Annotated in this window: 1 protein-coding gene; it reads right to left on the bottom strand. The window is 45.8% G+C overall.

The features are described from left to right. On the bottom strand, positions 1-209 hold a 209-nt coding region (locus tag A3712_RS23895; protein ID WP_231891883.1), incomplete at its 3' end, for a GTP-binding protein. Between the last annotated feature and the right edge of the window lie 16 nt (positions 210-225).

Raw genomic sequence — 225 nt, 5'->3', positions numbered from 1 at the left:
TACTCAACGTGAGAAGTTGCGATTGTGATACCGCGCTCACGCTCTTCTGGAGCGTTATCGATAGATGCGAAGTCTTTCGCTTCACCACCGTACACTTTAGAAAGTGTAGTACAGATAGCAGCAGTTAGAGTTGTTTTACCGTGGTCAACGTGGCCGATAGTACCAACGTTTACGTGCGGTTTCGTACGTTCAAATTTTTCTTTAGACACGATCGTGTTCCTTCCT

Origin of the sequence: Vibrio sp. HI00D65, assembly GCF_001635455.1 — a bacterium.
Lineage (GTDB): Bacteria > Pseudomonadota > Gammaproteobacteria > Enterobacterales > Vibrionaceae > Vibrio.
This window is presented reverse-complemented; position numbering and strand designations above follow the sequence as displayed.